This window comes from Amycolatopsis sp. NPDC049868, from assembly GCF_044461365.1.
In the GTDB taxonomy this organism is placed as follows: Bacteria; Actinomycetota; Actinomycetes; order Mycobacteriales; family Pseudonocardiaceae; genus Amycolatopsis.
The window spans coordinates 1,501,067-1,522,360 of sequence record NZ_JBITKV010000001.1 but is presented as its reverse complement, the minus strand read 5'-3'; the positions used below and the strand labels follow the sequence as shown (position 1 = coordinate 1,522,360).

The window sequence follows — 21,294 nt, the reverse complement described above, 5'->3', positions numbered from 1 at the left end:
GACGTCTAGGTGAGGGAGTGACGGGCACCGTGACCGCGTCCACGAGCAGACTGTTCACATCGGAATCGGTGACTGAAGGTCATCCCGACAAAATTTGCGATGCCATCAGCGACTCGATCCTGGACGGCCTGCTGGCCAAGGACCCGCGCAGCCGGGTGGCGGTCGAAACCCTCATCACCACCGGGCAGGTGCACGTCGCCGGCGAGGTGACCACCGAGGCCTACGCGGACATCCCGACCATCGTCCGCGACGTGATCCTGAAGATCGGCTACGACTCGTCGGCCAAGGGCTTCGACGGCAACTCGTGCGGCGTCAACGTCGCGATCGGCTCCCAGTCGCCGGACATCGCGCAGGGTGTCGACACCGCGTACGAGTCCCGCGTGGAATCCGACGAGGACGAGATCAACCGTCAGGGCGCGGGCGACCAGGGCCTGATGTTCGGTTACGCCTGCTCGGACACCCCCGAGCTGATGCCGCTGCCGATCGCGCTGGCGCACCGGCTCTCGCAGCGGCTGACCAGGGTCCGCAAGGACGGCGTGCTGCCGTACCTGCGCCCGGACGGCAAGACCCAGGTCACCATCGAGTACGCCGGCGACCAGCCGGTGCGGCTCGACACGGTGGTCGTGTCCACCCAGCACGCGGACGGCATCGACCTGGAGCAGATGCTCGGCGTCGACGTCCGCGAGCACGTGGTCACCCCGGAGATCGCCGAGCTCGGGCTCGACACCTCCGACGTGCGGCTGCTCGTCAACCCGACCGGCCGTTTCGTCATCGGCGGCCCGATGGGCGACGCGGGCCTGACCGGCCGCAAGATCATCGTCGACACCTACGGCGGGATGGCCCGCCACGGTGGCGGCGCGTTCTCCGGCAAGGACCCCTCCAAGGTGGACCGCTCGGCCGCGTACGCGATGCGCTGGGTGGCGAAGAACGTCGTCGCCGCCGGGCTCGCCGCCCGTGCCGAGGTCCAGGTCGCGTACGCGATCGGCAAGGCGGCCCCGGTGGGCCTCTTCGTCGAGACCTTCGGCACCGAGACGGTCGACCCGTCGAAGATCCAGGCCGCCATCACGGAGGTCTTCGACCTGCGTCCGGCCGCGATCATCCGCGACCTCGACCTGCTTCGCCCGATCTACGCGCCGACGGCCGCGTACGGCCACTTCGGCCGTCCCGAGCTGTCTCTCCCGTGGGAGAGCACGGCGCGGGCCGCTGACCTGAAGTCGGCCGCGGGCGCCTGACCTATTCCGTGAAGGCCTCCTTGCCTACCTTGAGGGTAGGGAAGGAGGCCTTCACGGCGTCTTCGGGTCGGAGCCCGGTTGCGCGTGTGTCGTCCATCCAGTCACGCGTGTCGTCCGCCGGATCACACGTGTCGTCCCTTCGACCACGCGAGGCCGCCAGCTTGAGACCCCGGCCTGCGTGGTGCTGGTGCTTCTCTGCTTGCCGTAGGTACATGAAGGGGTCCTTCATGTACTCGGGAGGGGCCTTCACGGCACTCTGCGGCAAGCAGAGCGTGCTATGAAAGGTCCTTTCCTTGCAAATTTCGCAAGGAAAGGACCTTTCATTGCACGCGGTGACGGGCAGTGGCGAACGAGTCTGGTAGAGATCACCGGGTGAGCAGCAGTCCCGAACCGACCCCCCTGTGGGATCTTCCGGAGCCGAAGGCCGAGCCGTCGCGGAAGGCCAAACCGGCGCGCGCGAAAACGGCCAGCCGTCGTGGGGCGCAGAACCCCGCGCCCGAGAACCCGGTCGCGCGGATCGTCGTGGACATCCCGCTCACCCATCTCGACCGCACCTTCGACTACCGGATCCCCGAGAAACTGCACGAAACCGCCGTCCCCGGCTGCCGGGTGCGGGTCCGGTTCGCGGGCCAGCTCGTCGACGGGTACCTCGTCGAGCGCGCCGACACCACGGAGTTCACCGGGAAGCTCGCGTATATCGACAGGGTGACCTCCAGCGAGCCCGTGCTGCCGCCGCCGCTGCTCACGCTCTGCCGGTCCGTCGCGGACCGCTACGGCGGCACGCTCAGCGACGTCCTGCGGCTCGCGATCCCGTCCCGGCACGCGAAGGCCGAGGGCGAGCCGCCCGCCGAGCCCGCGCCGACGCCGGAACCGCCCGAAACCACGGCCTGGGAGAAGTACCAGAGCGGTCCGGCGTTCCTGGAGGCCGTCGCGGAACGGCGGCAGGCCAACGCGGTCTGGCAGGCGCTGCCGGGGGAGGACTGGCCGCGCCGCCTCGCCGAAGCGGCCGCCGTCGCGGCTTCCGCGGGGCGGGGTGTGGTCATGGTCGTACCCGACCATCGTGACCTGACCCGGCTGCACGACGCGTGCGTTTCCTTGCTGGGCGCCGATTCCGTGGTCGCGCTGATCGCGGGGCTCGGCCCCGCCGAACGGTACCGCCGCTGGCTCGCGGTGCTGCGCGGCGCGGTACGCGTCGTCGTCGGCACGCGCGCGGCGATGTTCGCGCCGGTCTCCGATCCCGGCCTGTTCGTGGTGTGGGACGACGGCGACGACGTCCACCTCGACCAGCACGCGCCGTATCCGCACGTCCGCGACGTGCTGATGGACCGCGCCCACGCCGCGAAGGGCTCCATGCTCGTCGCCGGTTTCGCGCGCACCGCCGAGGCGCAGTTCCTGGTGGAATCGGGCTGGGCGCAGCCTCTCGTGGCCGCCCGGCCGGAACTGCGGGCGGCGGCGCCGCGGGTCACGCCGGTCGGCGAGGACTTCGACGTCGCCCGTGACGAAGCGGCCAAGGCCGCGCGGCTCCCGTCGGTCGCCTTCGAGGCGGCGCGGCAGTCCTTGGCAGGCGGATTCCCTGTACTGGTGCAGGTTCCGCGTCGCGGCTACGTCCCAGGGCTCGCCTGCGGCAACTGCCGGACTTCGGCGCACTGCCGCCGTTGCGCCGGTCCGCTTTCCTTGCCGGGCGGGCTGATCGACGGCGCGCCGAGGCCGCCCGCCTGCCGGTGGTGCGGTGTCCCCGAGACGAACTTCCATTGCGCGGCTTGCGGTTCGGTGCGGTTGCGGGCGGTCGTCGTCGGGTCCAAGCGCACCGCGGAGGAGCTGGGCCGCGCGTTCTCCGGATTCCCCGTGCGCACCTCGGGTGCGACCGAGGTTTTGGCTTCGGTGCCCGGAAAACCGGCGCTGGTGGTGTGCACGCCGGGCGCCGAGCCGGTCGCGGAAGGCGGCTACGGCGCGGCGCTGCTGCTGGACGGCTGGGCGCTGCTGGGGCGGCAGGACCTGCGCGCGGGGGAGGAGACCCTGCGCCGCTGGATGGCGGCGGCGGCGCTGGTGCGGCCGGGGACCGAAGGCGGTCGCGTGTTCGTCGGCGCGGAAGCGGGCCTTTCGGTGGTGCAGGCGCTGGTGCGCTGGGATCCGGGCTGGCACGCGAGCCTCGAACTGGCCGAGCGGCGTGAACTCGGGTTCCCGCCCGCGATGCGGATGGCGAGTATCGAAGGCACGCCGGACGCGGTCGCCGGACTGCTCGACGACCTGGCCCTCCCGGAGACCGGCGAGGTGCTGGGCCCGGTGCCGCTCGGCGACGTCGACGAGGACGGCAACGCCGAACGGGAGCGGGCGCTGGTGCGCGTCGCGCGTCCGGACGGGAAGGCGCTCGCCGCCGCCGTCCACGCCGCGGCCGCCCGCCGGGACGCGCGTAAGGCGTCCGAGCCCATCCGGATCCAGCTGGACCCCTTGGAACTCATCTAGCGCCCCGCGTTTCGTCCTCTGAATGCGGTAGTTCGGTGTCGAACCACCGCATTCAGAGGACTGAATGCGCGGGGTCAGAGGGTCGTGCCGGGGGTCGCGAGGACGTCGGCGCGGGCCGAAGCGCCCGGAGCAGGCGAAGCGGCCTTCGTGGCGGAGCCGCTGAGAGCCGCCGTGAGCAGCGTGACGATCTGCGAAGAGATCGCCGCCCGCCGCGCCTCGAAATCGGCGTCGGTCAGCGCCGAAGGATCGGCGGGCGTGCCGAGGACGGGCGTGTGCAGATGCCCGCCCGCGATCCCGGTCAGGCCGAGCCCCGTCCGAAGCCGGTTGCTTCGGTACATCGATTCGTTGGACAGGTAATTGCCGCCCCCGCCCGAAGCGGCGACCTCACCGGGCTTCGGCGCGTCCGTCCGGCACACCGCGGTCCCCGTCCCCGGCTTCGTACTGTCCGGCCAGACGCAGAACGCCTGGTTGTACTGCACCTGGTACGCCCCGGCGGGCGCGGCGAGCATCTTTTCGTACGGCAGCGTGGTTTCGATGAACTGGACGTCCGGCTGCGGCCAGCCGTCGGCGGGCGGGACCGGGCCACGAACGGATGCGTCGAGGTTGTCCGGCGAACCACCGCGCCAGGCTCCCGCCCACCGCTCGATGTCGAAACGGCCGGGACGCCCCTGACTGATCGTCATGATCAGCTCCGGACGGCGGAAGCGGTCCTTGAACGCCCGGCCGTAGGCGGCCTCGACGATGCCGGCGTCGAAGTAGCTCCACACCACCGGGAACGACACGGCCTGCACCAGCGCGGGCCCGGTCGGGGTCTGGATCATCCTGCCGTCCAGGTGCAGCGCCGCCGCGCCCGACGGGTTCGCGATGCGCACGCCCGCGCCATTGAGGGTGAACGGGTCGAAACCGCTCACCAGTACCCTGCGCGGCTTCTGGCCGGACGGGAAACGGGAGTCGTCGAGTCCCCGCGCGCCGAAGTCGAACGTCTTCACCAGCTCAGCGCGGGCATCGGCGGAGAGCGGGAAACGCGGCGTCCACTGCCGTAACGCCTTGCTCATCTGAAGCCGGGCCCAGTAGAGCGGCCGGTCGTCGGCCTTGTCGATGGTGCCGAGATCGGGACGGCGGCCTTGCGCGCGATCGACCGCGGTGCGCCAGAGCCCGTCACCGGCGGTCTCGGCGAGCTTCTCGGCACGCAAAGCGGTCTTCGTGGCGCAGAGGCGCGTCGTGAAGTCGGCGACGAGCTTGTCGAATCCGGCGAGCCGGACGAGTTCCGGGCCGACCGCCGGGCCACCCGAGGGCATGGTCGCGGTGAGCCGCTTCTCCTCGACGGTGATCGCGGCGGAGTCGTCGAAACAGGCGCTCGCGCCTTCTGCCTGCGCGACACCGGGGACAGCGAGGACGGGGAGAGCGATGAGCAGCGGGAGGACGGCGCCCCACCGCCTGCCGGGAGTCTTCATGGCCCGCATTCTGCTCATCCCGCCACGGCCGCACCACCGACGAACGCAGGTCTCGGCGGGTCTTGTCCGGGGTGGACAGGCGGGGCAGACTCGCGCCATGGCCGCGCACAGAAGAACTTTGGTACGCACCACCGCAGTCACCGCGATCGCCGTCCTGGTCGGCACCGCCGCGCCGGGTCTGGCGGCGGCCGCGCCACCGACGCCCAAATCCCCGACCGCCGTCGGCTATCTGGGCGCGGTGTCGAGCATCGACGCGGACGCGACCGCGATCGGCACGAAGATCCTGCGTGAGGGCGGCAACGCCGTCGACGCCGCCGTCGCGACGGCGGCCGCGCTCGGCGTCACCGACCCGTTCTCCGCCGGGTTCGGCGGTGGCGGCTTCTTCGTCTACTACGACGCGCGCTCCGGCAAAGTGCACACCCTCGACGGCCGCGAGACCGCGCCGTCGACGGCGAACGAGAACCTCTTCGTCGAGAACGGCAAGGCGATCCCGTTCGCCGAGGCCGTCACCAGCGGACTGGGCGTCGGCGTCCCCGGTACGCCCGCCACCTGGCAAGAGGCCCTGCGCAAGTGGGGGACCAAGTCGCTGGCGAAGGCGGTCAAGCCCGCCGAAGAACTCGCCCGCAAGGGTTTCACCGTCGACCAGACCTTCAACACCCAGATCGCGAACAACGCCGCCCGCTTCTCGGCGTTCCCGTCCACCCGGTCGCTGTACCTGCCCGGCGGCGCGCCGCCCGCGGTCGGCACGACGTTCAAGAACCCGGACCTCGCGGGCACGTACGCGCAGCTCGCCGCGAAGGGCACCGACGTGCTCTACCGCGGCCCGATCGGCGCGGACGTCGTCGACACGGTGCGGAAGCCGCCGGTCGACCCGGCGTCGACGCTGAAGGTGCGTCCTGGCGACATGACAGCGGCCGACCTCGCCAAGTACCGCGTGGTCGAGCGGAAACCGACGAAGACCCAGTACCGCGGCCTCGACGTCTACGGCATGCCCGCGCCGTCGTCCGGCGGGCTGACCGTCGGCGAGGCGCTGAACATCCTCGAGAACACGAAGCTCTCGAAGCTGGAGAAGGCCGACTACCTGCACTACTTCCTGGAGTCGACCCGGTACGCTTTCGCCGACCGCAACCGATGGATCGGCGACCCGGCCTTCGTCGACGTTCCGGCGAAGGAACTGATCAGCCAGAAGTTCGCCGACAGCCGCGCGTGCCTGATCGACCCGGCGAAGGCCGGGACCAGCCCGGTCGCGCCGGCGGACCCGCGCAAGCCCACGCCGTGCGTGGCGGGGACGAACGCCGCGCCGACACCGTACGAGGGCGAGAACACCACGCACCTCACGGTGGCCGACCGGTGGGGCAACGTCGTCGCCTACACGCTGACCATCGAGCAGGAGGGCGGGAGCGGCATCGTCGTGCCGGGCCGCGGCTTCCTGCTCAACAACGAACTGACCGACTTCTCCTTCACCCCGGTGACGCCGGGCGTGCCCGACCCGAACCTGCCGGGCCCGGCGAAGCGGCCGCGTTCGTCGATGGCGCCGACCATCGTGCTCGAGGGCGGCAAGCCCTTCCTCGCCGTCGGCTCGCCCGGTGGCGCGTCGATCATCACCACGGTGCTGCAGATCCTCACCGGCCGCATCGATCGCGGCCTCAAGCTGGTCGACGCGATCGCCGAACCGCGTGCCTCGCAGCGGAACTCGGCGGCCGCGCAGGTGGAGCAGGCGTTCCTGGACCAGACCGAGGTGCTCGCGGCGCTGAAGGCCAAGGGACAGGGTTTCTCGGCGACGCCCGCGGAGATCGGGGCGGCGACCGGCGTCGAACGGCTGAAGGACGGCCGGTGGCTCGCCGCCGCCGAACCCACGCGCCGGGGTGGTGGCTCGGCGGCCGTCGTGCTGCCCTGGCCGCCGCGGTAGGGATCGGGCCGGCGAAGGCCTCTTTCAGCTCTCTCGCGTGCTAGGAACGGGCCTTTCCTTGCAAATTTCGCAAGGAAAGGACCGTTCCTAGCACGCAGCGGTGGGGACAGGGAGAGCGAGCGCGCCCCGGCGGCGAGGCCCTTCTAGACTGAGCGACGATGTTCGCCCAGTCAGAGGTACCCGTCCCCCCGGCGGAGGTGCGTTGATGCGCCTCGTCTTCGCCGGCACCCCCGAACCCGCGGTCCCGTCGCTGCGCGCGCTCCTCGCGTCCGAGCAGCACGAGGTCGTCGCCGTCGTGACCCGCCCGGACGCGCAGGCGGGCCGAGGCCGCCGGGTCGTCCGGTCGCCGATCGGCGCGCTGGCCGACGAGCACGGGATCGAGGTGCTGACCCCGCCGAAGGCGAGCGACCCCGCGTTCCTCGCCCGGCTCGCGGAGATCGCGCCCGACGCGTGCCCGGTGGTCGCGTACGGGGCGTTGCTGCCCCAGGCCGCCCTGGACATCCCGGCGCACGGCTGGGTCAACCTGCACTTCTCGCTGCTGCCCGCGTGGCGCGGCGCCGCGCCGGTACAGGCCGCGATCCGCGCCGGGGACGAGATCACCGGCGCCTCGACGTTCCGCATCGTCAAGGAACTCGACGCGGGCCCGGTCTACGGCGTGGTCACCGAGCAGATCGCCGCCACCGACACCGCCGGGGAACTGCTCGCCAGACTGGCGGAGTCCGGGGCGAAGCTGCTCGTGTCCACGATGGACGGAGTCGCCGACGGCTCGCTGCGCGCGGTCGAGCAGACCGGGGACGGCGTGAGCTACGCGCCCAAGGTGACCGTCGAGGACGCGCGGGTGTCGTTCGCCGACCCGGCCGCCGCGGTCGACCGGCAGATCCGCGCGGTCACGCCGGACCCGGGCGCGTGGGCGGAGTTCCGGGGCGAGCGGCTGAAACTCGGCCCGGTGACGATCGTCGACGAGCCGGGGCCCCCGCCCGGCGAACTGGTCGTGGAGCGCAAGCGGGTGCTGGTCGGCACGGCGTCGAAGCCGGTGCGGCTGGGCGAGGTGCAGGCGCAGGGGAAGAAGCGGATGGCGGCCACCGACTGGGCGCGCGGTACGAGGATCGGACAAGGAGAGCGCCTGCAGTGAACGAGCGTAGGGAACGCCGGCCGTCGAGGCCGGAGCGAGGCCGACCGGGCCCGCGTAAAGAGGGGCCCAGCCGCCCGCCGCAGATCGATCCGGCCCGGCAGGTCGCCTTCGACGTCCTGCGCGCGGTCCGCGAAGACGACGCGTACGCGAACCTGGTGCTGCCGCAACTGCTCCGCAACCGCCGTATTTCCGGCCGCGACGCGGCGCTGGCCACCGAACTGACCTACGGCACCTGCCGCGCGGTCGGCATGCTGGACGCCGTGATCGAGGCCTGCCTCGACCGGCCGCTGGCCAAGGTGGACGCCATCGTGCTGGACGGGCTGCGGCTCGGCGCGTACCAGCTGTTGCGCACCCGCATCCCCCAGCACGCCGCCGTCGGGTCCACTGTGGACCTCGTCCGCGCCGAAGTCGGTTCCTGGATCGCGGGTTTCGTGAACGCCGTACTGCGTTCGGTGTCCGAAAAGGACGAAGAGACCTGGCTGAACGAACTGGCGCCGGACGAGGCCGTCGACCCGATCGGCGCCTACGCCCTGCGGACCGCGCATCCGCGCTGGGTCGCGCGGTCGTTCGCGGAAGCCTTGGGGGACAAGGGAGCGGAACTGAAGGCGGCCCTGGAGGCCGACGACGACCGTCCCGACGTCCATCTGGTCGCCCGGCCCGGTGAGATCAGCGCCGACGAACTCGCCGCCATCACCGGTGGTGACGTCGCGCCGTACTCGCCCTACGGCGTCCGGTTGCCCGCGGGGTCCGGTGACCCCGGTGACCTCGAGCCGATCAAGGAAAAGCTGGCCGCGGTGCAGGACGAGGGCAGCCAGCTGTGCGCCTATGCCGTCACGAGGGTCCCGCTGACCGGCTCCGACGTGCGGTGGCTGGACCTGTGCGCCGGTCCGGGTGGCAAGGCGGCGCTGCTCGGCGCGCTGGCGGTGGCCGCCGGCGCGACCGTCGACGCGGTCGAGAAGGCCCCGCACCGCGCGAAGCTGATCGAGAAGGCCGTCCAGGACCTGCCGGTGACCGTGCACGTCGCCGACGGCCGCGAGTCCGGCCTCGAACCGGGCTACGACCGCGTCCTGGTCGACGCGCCGTGCAGCGGTCTCGGCTCGCTGCGGCGCCGCCCCGAGGCGCGCTGGCGCCGTCAGCCCAGCGACATCTCGGATCTGACGAAACTGCAGGGCCAGCTGATCACCGCGGCTCTGGACCTGGTCCGGCCCGGCGGCATCGTCACCTACGTCGTCTGCTCGCCGCATCTGGCCGAGACCGAAGGCGTCGTGGGGGAGACCGCACGCCGCGCCGGTGCCCAGATCGTCGACGCGCGGGAGTTCTTCCCTGGCGTTCCGCAGCTCGGCAACGGCCCGTACGTCCAGCTGTGGCCGCACCGCCACGGCACGGACGCGATGTTCTGCGCCGTCCTGCGGAAGCCGGAATCCGCCGGGTGAGCAGGGTCCTCGGCCTGGTCGCGAGCTCGTGCGGCGGACTGGACACCCGGTTCGCCGCGCAGCTCGCGAAACCGGCCGCGGACCGCGGCTGGGAGCTCGCGATCACGCTGACCCCCACCGCGGCCCGCTGGCTGGAGACGACCGGCGGGCTCGGTGACCTGGACAAGCTCACCGGGCTACCGGTCCGCAGTACTTCCCGGCTGCCGGGCGAACCCCGGCCGCATCCGGATCCCGAGGTGTTCCTGTTCGCGCCCGCGTCCGCGAACTCCGTGGCGAAACTGGCGCTGGGCATCGCCGACAACCAGGCACTGACCCTGCTGGGCGACGTCCTCGGCACGCCGGGCAGCACGATCGTCCTGGGCTACCAGATCCAGGACACGCGAGTGCACCATCCGGTCTGGCGGCGCCATCTCGACACGCTCGCCTCCGCCGGGGTCACCACCACGAGGCTCACCCCGGAAACCTCGTGGACCTCGGTGCTGGACCTGCTCCCGGCGGTCTAGCGGGCGCAGAACGCCGTGTCGACCGCGGCCACGAGATGCGCCGACGCCCCTGCCGGCAGCGGGTCCTGATTGGCCACGACGTTCACCTGTTTCCCGTGCGGGACCGCCCCGGAGATGTTCGCGAAGCCGCGGAGGTTCCCGCCGTGGCCCCAGAACTTCCCGCCGCAGGACAGCGGCACGGACGCGATTCCGAGCCCGTATTCCGCGCCGGGGATGCCAAGGCCCGCCGGAACGGTCCGCCGCATCTCCGCCTGCTGTGCCCGGGGCAGGAGACGGCCGTCGACGAGCTCCCCGAAGAAGCGGTTCAGTTCCGCGCCGGTCGAAACGATGCCGCCGGAGGCCCCGGCGAGCGAGGGATCCAGTTCGGTGTAGTCGACGAGACCCGGCGCGTAGCCCCTGGCGTGCGGAAGCGGCAGGCGCTCGTCGCCTCGCGGCGGCAGGTAGGTGTGGCGCAGCCCGAGCGGCTCGGCGATCCTCTTCCGGATCTCGGTGGCGACGGATCGGCCGGTGAGCTTCTCGATGAGCATGCCCGCGATGACGTAGTTCGTGTTGGAGTACGCCCATTTCGCGCCCGGCTCGAAGTCCGGCGGATGCGCGAGGCCGACCGCCAGCAGTTCTTCGGGCTCGGCGCCGCGATGCCGCCATTCGTCGATTTTCAGATCGCGGACGTAGTTGTACAGCCCGCTGGTGTGCTGGAGCAGTTGCCGCACGGTGATCTTGGTGCCGTCGTTGCCGTTCCCGCGCACGAGGCCGGGCAGGTACTCCTCGATCGGCGTGTCCAGCCGCACTTTCCCCTCGGCGACGAGCTGCAGGACCACGACGGCGACGAAGGTCTTGGTGACGCTGGCCGCCCGGAACTTCGAGTCGTGCGGGAACGGTGTCCCGGTCTCGACGTTCCCGACGCCCTCGCGTTCCGACCACGTCCGCCCGGACCGGCTCGTCACGGTCGCCTGCGCACCGGGAACGCCGTCCTGCACCAGCGTCTTCAGCGCTTTGTCGACTTCGTCCCGCGGGTGGGTCACGGCCAGCGCCGGGGTGGCGGTCGTCGCGGCGAGCAGTGCGACCAGTGAACCGACGGCGATGATCTTCTTGCCTGGCAAGGATTTTCGCATGAACCAAAGCTAGGGGCGGTCGAGTCGGGTAGCCATGGGGCAGGCACCCACCCCCGACCGGGGGCCTGCCCCACCATGCGGTCAGCGCAGGCTGTGCCCGGGCGCGACGATGCCGGTCTCGTAGGCGAACACCACCGCCTGGCTGCGGTTGGCCGCGCCCAGTTTCCCGAAGATGTTGCCCACATGGGTCTTGACGGTTTCGAGGCTGATGACGAGCTCGGCCGCTATGTCCACATTGGACTTACCGGTGGCGATGAGCCGCAGTACCTCGGTCTCCCGTTTCGTCAAGGAGGACGGGCGGGGAGCGAGGCCGGACGGCGCCGGGCGCGCGGTGACCATCCGGCGGATCGCGTCGGGGAACAGCAGCGTCTCCCCGGCGGCGATCGTCCGGATGGCGTGCGCGAACTCCTCCTTGCGCGCCCGCTTCAGCAGGAATCCGCTGGCCCCGGCCAGCAGCGCGTCGTAGACGTAGTCGTCGTTGTCGAACGTCGTGATCACGAGGACCTTCGGCGGGTCGGGGATTTCGGCCAGTACCCGCCGGGTCGCCTCGATCCCGTCCACCCCGGGCATGCGCACGTCCATCAGGACCACCTCGGGGTGGGTCCGCCGCACCAGATCGACCACCTCGCCGCCGTCGCCTGCCTCGCCGACCACGGTCAGGTCCGGCTGGTTGTCCAGCAGGGAGCGCAATCCGGCTCGCAGCAAGGGTTCGTCGTCGACGATCAGGACGCGCAGTGTCATGACCGTGACCGTAGCGGGATCGTGGTCACCAGCCGCCACAACGGTTCCCCGTCGACGGCGGGCCCCGCGACGAGCTCCCCGCGCAAGGCCTCGACGCGTTCGGTGAGCCCCGGCAGCCCGTTGCCGCCGCGGCCGGAAGCGGCCGCGTGCTCCATGAGCGGGTTCACGATCTCGATCCGCAGCGCGTCGGCGAGTACCGCGACCCGCACGCTCACCGGGCCGGGATGGGCGTGCCGCAACGCGTTCGTCAGTCCTTCTTGGACGATCCGGTACGCCTCCCGCGAAAGGGTCGCCGGCAGTTCGGCGGCGGGGCCGGTCAGCTCGTAGTCGATCACCGCACCGCCCGCGCGGGCCCGTTCGGCCAGCGTCCCGGCCTCGATGAGCCGCCGCTCGGGTTCGCGGGACGACCGGTCGTCCCGCAGCAGGCCGAGTACGTGGTCGAGGTCTTCGAGCGCCGCCCTCGAAGACTCCTCGATGGTGTCCAGTGCCCGGCGTACCAGCTGCGGTTCGGAATCGACCAGTTCGGCGGCCGCGGCGGCCTGGATGGTCGACGTCGTCAGCGTGTGCCCGATGGAGTCGTGCAGTTCGCGGGCCAGCCGGTTGCGCTGCTCGAAGTGGTTCGCCCGGACTTCCGCGGCGGCGACGCGCTCGGCGGCGGAGGGGCCCAGCAGGGCGACCGCGCTGTACTGAAAGAGCTTGGTGAACCCGGCGAGAACGTACGCGATCACCACGAGCGTGAAGAACCCGATCGGCAGCGTCCACGCTCCGGCGATGCCGGGTTCGATCGTCACCTGCTCGCCGAAGATCGCGATGGGACTGCCGCCACCTCCCGCCCACACCAGGGTCAGGACGAAGCCGAGGAACAGGAAACAGCCGAGGAAGAACAGCACCCAGCCGAGCGCGGTGTGCACGAGCAGCCAGGCCGCGGAGCGCCGGCGCTCCGCCCAGGCCACCTTCGTCTGGGGCGGCGGCTGGGCGATCCGGACGCCCAGCATCTGGTTGGAGAACCAGATACCGACCCGGCGTACCGGTCCCGGCAAGCCGGCCAGTGCGACCAGCACGCCCATGGCGAGCACGCCGTAGGCCATCTTCGCCCTCACGTCGCCCGGGATGAGGACGGCGGGAATGAGCGCGATCGGGAACGGGATCGCGGTGATCGCCATGCCGAGGAAGCCGAACGGCAAGCTGCGGTAGCTGCCGATCCGCACGAGCGGCTTGAGTGGGTTGACCATGAGGGGAACGCTATTCGGCGGCGCGTGCGCGCACCTCCCACTGTGGTGCCATTTCGCGTCATACTCCAGACCGGGTCGCCGGTCACAGCCGGTTAGCGGGCGTTAGCGACGCCCTCCTACACTCGGGCGCGTGGCTCACCGACCTTTGATCGCACCCAGCATCCTCTCCGCGGACTTCGCCCGGCTCGGCGACGAGATCCGCGCCGTCGCGGGGGAGGGGGACACCCGCGCGGACTGGGTCCACGTCGACGTCATGGACGCGCACTTCGTGCCGAACCTGACCCTGGGCCTGCCCGTGGTGCGGTCGCTGCTCAAGGCCACCGACGTCCCGATCGACTGCCACCTGATGATCGAGAACCCCGACAAGTGGGCCATCGGGTACGCCGAAGCGGGCGCTTACAACGTCACCGTGCACGTCGAGGCCGCGCACGACCCGATCGCGCTGGCGAAGAACCTGCGCGCCGCCGGGGCGAAGGCCGGCCTTTCGATCAAGCCGAACACACCGATCGAGGACCACCTCGAGACCCTCAAGCACTACGACACGCTCCTGGTGATGTCGGTCGAACCCGGTTTCGGCGGCCAGTCGTTCATCGAGGGCGTCCTCGACAAGGTCCGCACCGCGCGGCGCCTGGTCGACACCGGCCACCTCAAGCTCGTCGTCGAGATCGACGGCGGGATCAACGCCGACACCATCGAGCAGGCCGCCGAAGCCGGGGTGGACTGCTTCGTCGCCGGTTCCGCCGTCTACGGCGCCGAAGACCCTGGTAAGGCCGTCGCGGCGCTTCGCGAGCAGGCGGCCCGCGTCCGCGGCTGATCCCGCCTCCTGATCCGCCGTCGGGTCAGGAGAAGGAATCGGCCCCGATGGGTGTTGGATGAGGGGAGCACCGTTCCCAGCGACGGTGCGAGCCAGGAGGAGGGCAGCAGGAGTGTTCACCGGCATTGTCGAGGAACTCGGCGAGGTCACCGCGGTCGAGCAGGTCCCGAACGCCGCGAGACTGACCGTTCGGGGGCCGCTGGTGACCAGCGACGCCGGGCACGGCGACTCCATCGCGGTGAGTGGCGTGTGCCTCACCGTGGTCGCGGTGGCGGGCGGTGAGTTTACCGTCGATGTCGTGCACGAGACCCTGCAACGCTCCAGCCTCGCGAAGGTGAACGTCGGCGACGTCGTCAACCTCGAACGCGCGACGCCGGCGGGCGGCAGGCTCGGCGGGCACATCATGCAGGGCCACGTCGACGGCACCGGTGTCTACCTCAAGCGCGACGAGCAGGGACTCACCACGTTCGCGCTGCCGAAGAAGCTGTCCCGGTATGTGGTCGAGAAGGGGTCGATCGCGGTCGACGGCGTCTCCCTCACGGTCGCCTCGGTGACCGACGAGGAGTTCTCCGTCGCCCTGATCCCGACCACCCTCGAACTGACCACGCTCGGCCGGAACACCCCGGGTGACCTGGTGAATCTCGAGGTGGACGTGGTCGCCAAATACGTCGAGAAGCTGGCCATGCCGCACCTGCGCGCGCAGGGGGACAATGGCGGTACGGAGGAGCGGGCGTGAGCGAGACGAGTGCGATTCCGGGGTCGGCCGATCTGACCCCCTGTGCAGGCGGGGTGGTGGCCGTGAACGCCGATGCCATCGAGGCGGCGATCGCCGACATCAAGGCGGGCCGTCCGGTCGTCGTGGTGGACGACGAGGACCGCGAGAACGAGGGCGACCTGATCTTCGCGGCGGAGAAGGCCACGCCGGAACTGATGGCCTTCATGGTGCGCTACACCTCGGGTTACGTCTGCGTGGCGTTGACCGAGGCCGAGGCGGACCGGCTCGACCTGCCGCCGATGTACCACACGAACCAGGACCAGCGCGGCACCGCGTACAGCGTCACGGTCGACGCCGCCGAGGGCATCACCACCGGGATCTCCGCGGCCGACCGGTCGCATACCGTCCGGCTGCTCGCCGACCCGGCGTCCAAGGCGTCGGACTTCCGGCGGCCCGGCCACGTGGTCCCGCTGCGCGCCAAGCAGGGCGGCGTCCTGCGGCGCCCGGGGCACACCGAAGCCTCCGTCGACCTGGCCCGGCTGGCCGGCCTTTCGCCGTCCGGGGTGCTCTGCGAGATCGTGTCGCAGAAGGACGAGGGCGACATGGCCCGCCGCGACGAGCTCGAGGTCTTCGCCGCGGACCACGACCTCAAGATGATCACCATCGCCGACCTGATCGCGTACCGGCGGCGCACCGAGAAGCAGGTCGAGCGGGTCGCCGAGGCACGTATCCCGCTGAACGCGGGGACGTTCCGGGCGGTCGGCTACGACAGCCTGCTCGACGGCATCGAGCACATCGCGTTCGTCTACGGCGAGATCGGCGACGGCGAGGACATCCTGGTCCGCGTGCACTCCGAGTGCCTGACCGGTGACGTCTTCGGCTCGCTGCGCTGCGACTGCGGCCCGCAGCTGGAGGCCGCGCTGGAAGCGGTGGCCAAGGAAGGCCGCGGTGTCGTGCTCTACATCCGCGGCCACGAGGGCCGGGGCATCGGGCTGCTGCACAAACTGCAGGCCTACCAGCTGCAGGACGCCGGCGCGGACACCGTCGACGCGAACCTGCAGCTCGGCGTCCCCGCCGACGCGCGGGACTACGGCACCGGCGCGCAGATCCTGTGCGACCTCGGCGTCCGCTCGATGCGGCTGCTGACGAACAACCCGGCCAAGCGCGTCGGGCTGGAGGGCTACGGCCTGCGGGTCAGCGGGCGGGTGTCGCTGCCGATCTCGCCGAACCCGGAGAACCTGCGCTACCTCAAGACCAAACGGGACCGGATGGGGCACGACCTGTCCCAGCTGGAGCATTTCGACCAGGTCGGCGCCGAGGTCGACCAGGGCAACGGAGGTGGCACGCGGTGAGCGGCGAAGGCCGTCCGGACGTCGAACTCGACCTGTCCGACTGTAAGAACATCCGGCTCGGGATCGTGGCCACGCGCTGGCACACGAAGATCACCGGCGCCCTGCTGGACCGTGCCCTCGAGGCGGCCAAGGCGGCCGACCTGGAGGAGGAGCCGACGGTCGTGCGTGTCGCGGGCGCCGTCGAACTGCCGGTCGCCGCGCAGGCGCTGGCCCGCACGCACGACGCGGTCGTCGCGCTGGGCGTGGTCATCCGGGGCGGGACGCCGCATTTCGAGTACGTCTGCGACGCGGTCACCGCGGGACTGACCAGGGTCGCGCTCGACGAGAGCACCCCGGTCGGCAACGGCGTCCTCACCTGCGACACCGAGCAGCAGGCCCTCGACCGGTCGGGCCTGCCCGGCTCGGTCGAGGACAAGGGCTACGAAGCGACGGTCGCCGCGCTGGACGCCGCGCACGCGCTGCGGAACCTGCGTCAGCCGTGGACCGAGCGGGGATTCGTGTGAGCGTCGAGGCGGATGTGATGACGGAGTCCGAGGTCGTGGTGGTGCGGCCTCGCCGCGCCCTGGTGATGTGCTCCGTGCTGGCGGTGATCCTGCTGACGACGTTCGTGGTCGTCGCGGTGCTGCTGCGCGGGTCGGACACCGGCGTGATCTTCCAGCCGTCCGACCAGGCGGCGATGATCGGTATCGGGGTCCTGCTCGCCGCGGGCACGATGCTGTTCGCGACCGCGCGCGTGAAGGCCGACGCGGACGGTATCGAGGTCCGGAACGTGCTGATGACCAAGAGGTTCGCGTGGAGCGAGGTGCTCTCGGTGAGCTTCCCGGACGGGGCCTCGTGGGCCCGGCTGGAGCTGCCGGAGGACGAGTACTACTCGGTCATGGCCGTGCAGGCCGTGGACCGGGAACGAGCGGTGGCGGCGGTGCGGGCGCTGCGGCGGCTGCACAAGGCGGCCTGGGAGGGCTGACGCGGCTCTCTCGCTTTCTTCGACCGACCGCGTTTCGCCCTCTGAATGCGGTGCAAGTACATGAAGGCCCCCTTGCTTGCGTCTAGCGCAAGGAAGGGGGCCTTCATGTACTTGGGAAGGGCCCTTCACGCGCGGCCATCGTGACCGGTGGGGCGTGTGTGGCGACTGGAGCCTGGGGAGGCTGACGCCGCTCTCTCGCGTCTCCTTCAAGTGCCATGAACGGTCCGTTCCTTGCAAAATTTGCAAGGAACGGACCGTTCATGGCGTTCGGGGGCGGGGGAGCGCGGGTGGCCCTCACTCAAGTGTCATGAAAGGGTCGTTCAAGACGAAAAACGTCCTGAACGACCCTTTCATGACATCCGGCACCGACCGGCGAGCACTCAGAGCGAAAGATCCACCACGATCGGCGCGTGGTCCGAAGGCCCCTTCCCCTTCCGCGCCTCACGGTCCACAAAGGAATCCGTCACCGCACCCGAGACGACGGCGTCGGCGTACACGAGGTCGATCCGCATTCCCTTGTTGTTCGGGAAGTTCCCGGCCCGGTAGTCCCAGTACGTGAACGGGTGGTCGTACTTCAGCGGCCGCGGGAACACGTCGGACAGCCCGAGGTCCCGCAGCGCGGCGAGCGCCTTCCGCTCCGGCTCGGTCACGTGCGTCGATTCGGCGAACACGCCGATGTCCCAGACGTCCGCGTCGGTCGGCGCGATGTTGAAGTCGCCGAGCACCGCGAACGGCAGTCCACGCGCCTGCTCCTCCCGCACGGTCGCCTCCAGTGCCGAGAGCCAGGCGAGTTTGTAGCCGTAGTGCGGGTTCTCCAGGTCGCGCCCGTTCGGCACGTACACCGACCACAGCCGCAGCCCGCCGCAGGTGGCGCCGATGGCCCGCGCGTCGGTCTTGTCCTCGAAGGTGGGCTCCCCGGTCAGCCCGCGGGTCACGTCTTCCAGCCCGACGCGGGACAAGATCGCGACGCCGTTCCAGCGTCCGATGCCGTACGCGGCCGTCTCGTAGCCTGCTTCCCGTACGGCGTCGAAGGGAAAGGCGTCGGTGCCGCTTTTGAGTTCCTGCAGGCACAGCACATCCGGCTGAGCCGAACCGAGCCACTCCAGCACCCTCGGCAGCCGGGGCCCGATCGAGTTCACGTTCCAGGTCGCGATCCGCATGCCCGCGAGCGTCCCACACCCCACCGACACACCGACGTGAAAGGGGCCCCTGCCGCGACGGGTCACGTCGCGGCAGCGGCCCCGGCCGGGGTGGAGGTCAGACCCCGGTGGTCGAGCGGATCCAGGAGCGGGCCGAAGCGACGCTGCCGTAGTTGTTGGTGCCGCGGATGTTCGAGCCGCTCTGGTTCTGCACGGTCGAAGCGACACCGACCTGGACGCCGTTGTAGACCTGGGGGCCGCCCGAGTCGCCCTTCCACGCCGAGCCGTCGATGCCGACGCTCTGGATGGCCGGGCCGCCGTAGGCGTCGCGCGAGGTGCCGGTGACGCGGACGTTGGCGACCTTCAGCGCCGAGGCGGGCGGGCCGGTCGGGGTCTCACGGCCCCAGCCGTAGAGCTGGTTGGTGCTGCCGACCGGCGGGTTCGAGCTGGTCAGGCTGATCGGCGTGACACCGGCGTCGGAGGCCAGGTGCAGCAGGGAGATGTCGGAGCCGGCGGGCGAGGACACCTTGCGGTCGACGGCGATCTCACGGCCGCCCTGGAGCTGGTTGCTGCCGACGCGGACCCGCATGCCGGTGCCGTCGGAGTCGAGGCAGTGCTTGGCGGTCAGGACCCAGCGCTGGGCGATGACGCTGCCGGAGCAGTTGAACCCGTCCCACTGACGGCCCGGAGTGTTGACGTAGATCTGGGCACCCCAGCTCACGGTGGGGGCGGTGCCGCCGCCCACGATGTTGGGCTGGACACCGGTGGGGGTGCCCGCGGAGGCGACGGCGCCCGCGGTCATGGTGAGGGCTGCGGCGGCGAGGGTGGCGGCGCCCAGCGTACGAAGACGGCTCACGGTGCAGGAGTCCTTTCGAGCGTCATCTGACGAAGAACCGAATGAAGTGGAACTGGGACGGAAAGTAATCAACCGGTTCACCCGCTAGGAACCAACGAACGTCGGTTACGGCCGAAGACCCGACTTAGGTCGGTATACGTAGTGAAATACGGACCGGATCGTGGGAATGGCCACTCGAAGGGTTGACCGCACGGCGGCTAAGGACGGGGCCTCGTAAGACTGTCGGTGGTGCCCCATAGGCTTGGCGATGTGGCTGACCCGACCACCTACCGTCCCTCGCCGGGGAGCATCCCGGACGCCCCTGGCGTGTACAAATTTCGTGACGCCACGAAGAGGGTCATCTATGTCGGCAAGGCGAAAAGCCTCCGCAGCAGGCTGAACTCGTACTTCGCCGACATCACGGGCCTGCACCCGCGCACGCGCCAGATGGTGACGACGGCGGCGAGCGTCGAGTGGACCGTCGTGGGCACCGAAGTAGAGGCGCTCCAGCTCGAGTACAACTGGATCAAGGAGTTCGATCCCCGGTTCAACGTCCGGTACCGGGACGACAAGAGCTACCCGGTCCTCGCCGTCACGATGAACGAGGAGTACCCGCGCCTGCACGTCTATCGCGGCGCGCGCAAGAAGGGTGTGCGGTACTTCGGTCCTTACGCGCACGCTTGGGCCATCCGCGAAACGCTCGACCTGCTGCTCCGGGTCTTCCCGGCGCGCACCTGCTCGGCAGGCGTCTTCAAACGGCACGGCCAGATCGGCAGGCCGTGCCTGCTCGGCTACATCGGGAAGTGCTCCGCGCCGTGCGTCGGCAAGGTCTCCGCCGACGAACACCGGAAGATCGTCGAGGACTTCTGCGACTTCCTCGCCGGCCGCACCGACGCGCTGATCCGCCGTCTGGAACAGGAAATGGCGGCCGCGTCCGAAGAGCTGGAGTTCGAGCGCGCCGCGCGGCTGCGCGACGACCTCGGCGCGTTGCGGCGCGCGATGGAGAAGCAGGCGGTCGTGCTCGGCGACGGCACCGACGCCGACGTCGTCGCCTTCGCCCACGACGAACTCGAAGCCGCCGTCCAGGTCTTCCACGTGCGCGGCGGCCGGGTCCGCGGGCAGCGCGGCTGGGTGATCGACAAGGCCGAAGAGATGGACGTCAAGGATCTCGTCGACCACTTCATCACGCAGTTCTACGGCGAGCAGGCCGAACGCGCGGACGATCCCGACGGCGGCCCGCCGGTGCCGCGCGAAGTGCTCGTCCCCGAGCTTCCCGCCGACGCGGACGCGCTCGGCGAATGGCTGTCCGGGCTGCGCGGGTCGAAGGTGAGTCTGCGGGTGCCGCAGCGCGGCGACAAACGCGCCCTCGCCGAGACCGTGACGCGCAACGCCGGCGAGGCGTTCACCCAGCACAAACTGCGCCGCGCGGGCGACCTCACCGCGCGCTCGGCGGCGCTGGCGGAACTGCAGGACTACCTGGCGCTGGAAACCGCGCCGCTGCGCATCGAATGCGTCGACATCAGCCATATCCAGGGCAGCGATGTGGTCGCTTCGCTCGTGGTGTTCGAGGACGGCATCCCGCGCAAGTCCGAGTACCGGCGCTTCGCCTTGCGCGAGGCCGCGGAGGAAGGCGACGTCGCGTCGATCGCGGAGGTCGTCCGGCGCCGGTTCTCCCGCTATCTCAAGGAAAACGCCGAAGGGGTCGATCCGGACCGGCCGGGCATCGACCCGGAGACCGGCAAGCCGCGCAAGTTCGCCTACGCGCCGAACCTGCTCGTCGTCGACGGCGCGGGCCCGCAGGCCACCGCCGCCGCGGACGTCCTTTCCGAACTGGGCGTCACCGATGTCGCCGTGGTCGGCCTGGCGAAGCGGCTGGAGGAGGTGTGGCTGCCGGGCGATCCCGATCCGGTGATCCTGCCGCGCACCTCCGACGCGCTGTATCTGTTGCAGCGACTGCGCGACGAGGCACACCGCTTCGCCATCCGGTACCACCGCGAGAAGCGGTCCAAACGGATGCAGGTGTCCGCATTGGACGGTGTGCCGGGGCTGGGGCAGGCTCGTCGTACCGCGCTGATCAAGCATTTCGGCTCGGTGAAGAAACTCCGCGAAGCGCGGATAGAGGAGATCGAGGCGGTGCCCGGCTTCGGCAGGCGCACCGCCGAAGCGGTCGTCGCCGCACTCGCAGGGGAGACAGCGGCGGCGGCGGGGGAGTCCGGTACGTGATCGGTGAAGGGACCATTGTGAGTGCGCAAGAAGAAGGCCGC

The 21,294-nt window shown here is 70.6% G+C and carries 18 protein-coding genes; 12 read left to right on the top strand and 6 right to left on the bottom strand.

Annotation, left to right across the window (positions count from 1 at the left end; all coding sequences use genetic code 11):
- Positions 1 to 29: 29 nt before the first annotated feature.
- Complete coding sequence (metK, locus tag ACIBTM_RS07220) at positions 30 to 1,232, top strand: methionine adenosyltransferase (RefSeq protein ID WP_395875817.1); 1,203 nt, start codon at positions 30 to 32, stop codon at positions 1,230 to 1,232.
- A 372-nt stretch (positions 1,233 to 1,604) separates the two neighbouring features.
- Positions 1,605 to 3,695 carry a primosomal protein N' gene (locus ACIBTM_RS07215; RefSeq protein ID WP_395875628.1) on the top strand — a complete coding sequence of 697 codons (2,091 nt, stop codon included), beginning with the start codon at positions 1,605 to 1,607 and terminating at the stop codon, positions 3,693 to 3,695.
- Positions 3,696 to 3,769: 74 nt separating this feature from the next.
- Here ACIBTM_RS07215 and ACIBTM_RS07210 read toward each other — a convergent pair whose 3' ends face one another.
- Positions 3,770 to 5,149 (bottom strand): hypothetical protein, encoded by a 1,380-nt coding sequence (locus ACIBTM_RS07210; RefSeq protein ID WP_395875627.1) that lies wholly within the window; start codon positions 5,147 to 5,149, stop codon positions 3,770 to 3,772.
- 97 nt (positions 5,150 to 5,246) lie between these two features.
- Between ACIBTM_RS07210 and ggt the strand changes: the two genes are divergently transcribed.
- From ggt to ACIBTM_RS07190, 4 genes are all read left to right on the top strand, one after another.
- Positions 5,247 to 7,058, top strand: coding sequence for a gamma-glutamyltransferase (ggt, locus tag ACIBTM_RS07205; protein ID WP_395875626.1), 1,812 nt, complete (start codon positions 5,247 to 5,249; stop codon positions 7,056 to 7,058).
- A 205-nt stretch (positions 7,059 to 7,263) separates the two neighbouring features.
- Positions 7,264 to 8,190 carry a methionyl-tRNA formyltransferase gene (gene fmt / locus ACIBTM_RS07200; protein WP_395875625.1) on the top strand — a complete coding sequence of 309 codons (927 nt, stop codon included), beginning with the start codon at positions 7,264 to 7,266 and terminating at the stop codon, positions 8,188 to 8,190.
- On the top strand, positions 8,187 to 9,623 hold the full coding sequence (locus tag ACIBTM_RS07195; RefSeq protein ID WP_395875624.1) for an RsmB/NOP family class I SAM-dependent RNA methyltransferase: 1,437 nt from the start codon (positions 8,187 to 8,189) through the stop codon (positions 9,621 to 9,623). Before fmt ends, ACIBTM_RS07195 begins: the two co-directional genes overlap by 4 nt.
- Complete coding sequence (locus ACIBTM_RS07190) at positions 9,620 to 10,126, top strand: flavoprotein (RefSeq protein ID WP_395875623.1); 507 nt, start codon at positions 9,620 to 9,622, stop codon at positions 10,124 to 10,126. The genes ACIBTM_RS07195 and ACIBTM_RS07190 overlap by 4 nt, the downstream gene beginning before the upstream one ends.
- On the opposite strand, the gene ACIBTM_RS07185 is transcribed toward ACIBTM_RS07190, so the two are convergent.
- From ACIBTM_RS07185 to ACIBTM_RS07175, 3 genes are all read right to left on the bottom strand, one after another.
- Positions 10,123 to 11,238: a serine hydrolase domain-containing protein gene (locus ACIBTM_RS07185; RefSeq protein WP_395875622.1), complete on the bottom strand. Its 1,116-nt coding sequence runs from the start codon at positions 11,236 to 11,238 to the stop codon at positions 10,123 to 10,125. The genes ACIBTM_RS07190 and ACIBTM_RS07185 overlap by 4 nt on opposite strands.
- Before the next feature lie 81 nt (positions 11,239 to 11,319).
- Positions 11,320 to 11,979: a response regulator transcription factor gene (locus tag ACIBTM_RS07180; RefSeq protein WP_072027840.1), complete on the bottom strand. Its 660-nt coding sequence runs from the start codon at positions 11,977 to 11,979 to the stop codon at positions 11,320 to 11,322.
- Positions 11,976 to 13,211, bottom strand: coding sequence for a sensor histidine kinase (locus ACIBTM_RS07175; RefSeq protein ID WP_395875621.1), 1,236 nt, complete (start codon positions 13,209 to 13,211; stop codon positions 11,976 to 11,978). Before ACIBTM_RS07175 ends, ACIBTM_RS07180 begins: the two co-directional genes overlap by 4 nt.
- A gap of 145 nt (positions 13,212 to 13,356) precedes the next feature.
- On the opposite strand from ACIBTM_RS07175, the gene rpe reads away from it, so the two are divergent.
- The 5 genes from rpe (at position 13,357) to ACIBTM_RS07150 (ending at position 17,056) form a co-directional block, all read left to right on the top strand.
- Positions 13,357 to 14,025: a ribulose-phosphate 3-epimerase gene (gene rpe, locus ACIBTM_RS07170; RefSeq protein ID WP_395875816.1), complete on the top strand. Its 669-nt coding sequence runs from the start codon at positions 13,357 to 13,359 to the stop codon at positions 14,023 to 14,025.
- Positions 14,026 to 14,137: 112 nt separating this feature from the next.
- The gene (locus ACIBTM_RS07165; RefSeq protein WP_395875620.1) at positions 14,138 to 14,761 is read left to right on the top strand and encodes a riboflavin synthase; all 624 of its coding nucleotides are present in this window, start codon (positions 14,138 to 14,140) and stop codon (positions 14,759 to 14,761) included.
- Between the two features lie 56 nt (positions 14,762 to 14,817).
- Positions 14,818 to 16,092 carry a bifunctional 3,4-dihydroxy-2-butanone-4-phosphate synthase/GTP cyclohydrolase II gene (locus ACIBTM_RS07160; protein WP_395875815.1) on the top strand — a complete coding sequence of 425 codons (1,275 nt, stop codon included), beginning with the start codon at positions 14,818 to 14,820 and terminating at the stop codon, positions 16,090 to 16,092.
- Positions 16,089 to 16,595 carry a 6,7-dimethyl-8-ribityllumazine synthase gene (gene ribH, locus ACIBTM_RS07155; RefSeq protein ID WP_395875619.1) on the top strand — a complete coding sequence of 169 codons (507 nt, stop codon included), beginning with the start codon at positions 16,089 to 16,091 and terminating at the stop codon, positions 16,593 to 16,595. The genes ACIBTM_RS07160 and ribH overlap by 4 nt, the downstream gene beginning before the upstream one ends.
- Before the next feature lie 17 nt (positions 16,596 to 16,612).
- Positions 16,613 to 17,056, top strand: a complete 444-nt coding sequence (locus ACIBTM_RS07150; protein ID WP_395875618.1) for a PH domain-containing protein — start codon at positions 16,613 to 16,615, stop codon at positions 17,054 to 17,056.
- Positions 17,057 to 17,436: 380 nt separating this feature from the next.
- On the opposite strand, the gene ACIBTM_RS07145 is transcribed toward ACIBTM_RS07150, so the two are convergent.
- Positions 17,437 to 18,216 (bottom strand): exodeoxyribonuclease III, encoded by a 780-nt coding sequence (locus tag ACIBTM_RS07145; protein WP_395875617.1) that lies wholly within the window; start codon positions 18,214 to 18,216, stop codon positions 17,437 to 17,439.
- Positions 18,217 to 18,313: 97 nt separating this feature from the next.
- Positions 18,314 to 19,051 (bottom strand): S1 family peptidase, encoded by a 738-nt coding sequence (locus ACIBTM_RS07140; protein WP_395875616.1) that lies wholly within the window; start codon positions 19,049 to 19,051, stop codon positions 18,314 to 18,316.
- A gap of 249 nt (positions 19,052 to 19,300) precedes the next feature.
- Between ACIBTM_RS07140 and uvrC the strand changes: the two genes are divergently transcribed.
- Positions 19,301 to 21,253, top strand: coding sequence for an excinuclease ABC subunit UvrC (gene uvrC, locus ACIBTM_RS07135; RefSeq protein ID WP_395875615.1), 1,953 nt, complete (start codon positions 19,301 to 19,303; stop codon positions 21,251 to 21,253).
- Positions 21,254 to 21,294 lie beyond the last annotated feature (41 nt).

Excerpts from the sequence above, each read along its gene's own strand:
- fmt (WP_395875625.1), top strand. The coding sequence starts at position 7,264 with ATGCGCCTCGTCTTCGCCGGCACCCCCGAACCCGCGGTCCCGTCGCTG.
- ACIBTM_RS07185 (WP_395875622.1), bottom strand. The coding sequence starts at position 11,238 with ATGCGAAAATCCTTGCCAGGCAAGAAGATCATCGCCGTCGGTTCACTG.
- ACIBTM_RS07180 (WP_072027840.1), bottom strand. The coding sequence starts at position 11,979 with ATGACACTGCGCGTCCTGATCGTCGACGACGAACCCTTGCTGCGAGCC.
- ACIBTM_RS07210 (WP_395875627.1), bottom strand. The coding sequence starts at position 5,149 with ATGAAGACTCCCGGCAGGCGGTGGGGCGCCGTCCTCCCGCTGCTCATC.
- ggt (WP_395875626.1), top strand. The coding sequence starts at position 5,247 with ATGGCCGCGCACAGAAGAACTTTGGTACGCACCACCGCAGTCACCGCG.
- ACIBTM_RS07145 (WP_395875617.1), bottom strand. The coding sequence starts at position 18,216 with ATGCGGATCGCGACCTGGAACGTGAACTCGATCGGGCCCCGGCTGCCG.
- ACIBTM_RS07150 (WP_395875618.1), top strand. The coding sequence starts at position 16,613 with ATGACGGAGTCCGAGGTCGTGGTGGTGCGGCCTCGCCGCGCCCTGGTG.
- ACIBTM_RS07175 (WP_395875621.1), bottom strand. The coding sequence starts at position 13,211 with ATGGTCAACCCACTCAAGCCGCTCGTGCGGATCGGCAGCTACCGCAGC.